This window comes from Novosphingobium sp., assembly GCF_031424035.1.
Lineage (GTDB): Bacteria > Pseudomonadota > Alphaproteobacteria > Sphingomonadales > Sphingomonadaceae > Novosphingobium.
Map to the genome: position 1 here is coordinate 1 of NZ_JANPGP010000076.1, position 2,428 is coordinate 2,428.

Annotated in this window: 1 protein-coding gene and 1 pseudogene; one reads left to right on the plus strand and one right to left on the minus strand. The window is 66.4% G+C overall.

What is annotated here, in order from left to right:
- Positions 1-549, minus strand: a pseudogene (locus tag RMO89_RS11570) (helicase); the annotation flags it as partial.
- A gap of 147 nt (positions 550-696) precedes the next feature.
- Between RMO89_RS11570 and RMO89_RS11575 the strand changes: the two are divergent.
- The gene (locus RMO89_RS11575) at positions 697-2,301 is read left to right on the plus strand and encodes a M23 family metallopeptidase (protein WP_310533241.1); all 1,605 of its coding nucleotides are present in this window, start codon (positions 697-699) and stop codon (positions 2,299-2,301) included.
- Positions 2,302-2,428 lie beyond the last annotated feature (127 nt).

Here is a 2,428-nt window from a genome sequence, read left to right on the forward strand (position 1 = left end):
GGCGCTGAAGGCGACGATGGCACTGCGCGGCGGCACCCGGCTGAGCTTCTTCGCCCCGGCATGGCGCAAGGTTGAAAAGCGCGGCCGGCCGATGATCTCGGCGCGGGGGAGCAGGCTGCGGATCAGCGGTTCAATCGTCGACGAGCCCAGGATCATCGTTTCCTCCCGCCCGCGCGCATGGAGCAGGCGGTCGGTGAAAATGTGACCACGCTCGCGGTCGGCAGCGAGCTGGGCTTCGTCGATGGCCATGAAGGCGAGGTCGGCGTGGACCGGCATCGCCTCGACGGTGCACAGCAGGTAGCGAGCGTCCTTTGGCTCGATGCGTTCCTCGCCGGTGATCAGCGCGACCTGATTTGCGCCCTTCATGGCGCAGACACGTTCATAGACCTCGCGCGCCAGCAGCCGCAGCGGAAAGCCGATCGCGCCCGAGGAATGGCCGCACATCCGCTCAATGGCGAGGTACGTCTTGCCGGTATTGGTCGGCCCAAGCACGGCAACGAGCTTGCCGGAATCGTCGCGGCGACTGGTGGATGAGATGTTTGCGACCATCGAATTTACAAATCTGGCAGGCTGGCCGGGTGCCCGCAAGCAAATGCGGACCCTTTTCCCAAGCCGTACGAAAATAGCCCGCGTTTCCGCCGGATTAGCCGAAGATTAACCCTTTGCCATGCAGGAGGGGTCGGCAAGGAGGCAGGGGTGTTTCAATCAATCGATGATCACGACCTCGGGCAATCGCGCCTGGCTGCTCCTGCGGCTGCGCTGCTGCTCGACAAGGTCGTCGATAAGCGTGGCCTGCGCGCCCGTCTTTCCGCCGCCGCTTCACGCATCACCGCCACCGACTGGTCGGCGATCGACTGGACCCCGGATCTCGCCGAAAACATCGGCACTCGCCGTTGGGCACGAGGCCTTGCGACATTTGCCGGCCTCGGCCTCGTTTCGCTCGCCTTCTGGCCCAATTTCGAACTTGAGGCTGCCCCCGCGATCATCGGCGATGCCCCGGTCCGTGATGAATACCGCAGCCAGATGATCATGCCAATTGCACTCGGCGGGGAAAGCGGCCGGCGCATGGCTGCCAGCCCGCAAGTCACTGCCGTCGGTGCGGCGCCAGAGCGCGCCCGCGTCGAACTCGCCGCGGTGCTGGGCGAAGGCGACAGCCTCACCCACCTGTTGCAGCGCGCCGGGGTTTCCGATTTCGATGCCATGCGCGCGACCGAGCTGGTTGCCGGACAAGTGTCGCTGGGCCGCATTGCCCCGGGCACGCGGGTGTCGCTGGTGCTGGGCGAACGGCCCGCCCCGGGCGAGCCGCGACGGCTAACCGGGCTGGACCTGCGCGCCCGCATGGACCTGGCCTTGTCGATCTCGCGCTCAGGCGACGATCTCGCCATCGCCGCACGCGCGATCCCGATCGATACGGCGCCGCTGCGCATCCGCGGCACTGTCGGCCAGAGCCTGTACCGCTCGGCGCGCTCGGCGGGGGTTCCTGCTGATGCCATCCAGCAATACCTGCAGGCGCTCGATTCGCACATCAGCCTTGAAGGCGATATTCAGCCGGGCGACGCCTTCGACATCGTCATGACGTGGAAGCGCGCCGAAGGCAGCGATGGGCAGGCAGGACAGGTGCTGTTTGCCGGGCTTGATCGCGGCAACCGCCCGGTGGTCGAGCTGATGCGCTGGGGAAGCGGCAACGAATTCTTCTCGGCTGACGCCATCACCCGGCCCGTCGAGCAAACCTATACGTCGAGTGTGGGCCTGCTCTATCCGGTCAATGGCCGCATCACCTCGAACTTCGGCATGCGCCGCCATCCGATCCTCGGCTATGCGCGGCTTCACGCCGGGGTCGATTTCGGTGCCGGCTGGGGATCGCCGATCCGCGCCACGGCGGACGGGGTCGTCTCCTTCGCCGGGCGACATGGCGGCCACGGCAATTACGTGCGGATCGATCACGGCGGCGGGCTGGGCACTGGTTACGGCCATATGAGCTCAATCGCGGCGTGGGGCGGTACGCGGGTACGCGCAGGCCAAATCATCGGCTATGTCGGCTCGACCGGGCTCTCGACTGGCCCGCACCTGCATTACGAAATGTACCGCAATGGCCGGACGGTGAACCCGCTTGGCGGCGGCATGAACTTTGCCACCACGACGACCGTGGTGCAAAAGATCGACCCGAAGCAGCTCGCCGCGTTCAAGGCGAAGATGGCGCAGTTCAAGGCTATCCGCCCCGGTGGCAGCGTGGGCGGAGCCTCAAGTGCCGTCGCGATGGCCCGCCCCGGACATGTCGCGGGTCGCTGTCTCCGCTTGTAACGCTGGCCCTCATGAAGCGTTGGCCCATTGTAGTTATGGGCGCTTTTCGGCATGTCGCATTGCCATGTCTGCCAGCTTCCCCGCCACCCGCCTTCGCCGCACGCGCACCACCGCGTGGAGCCGCGCC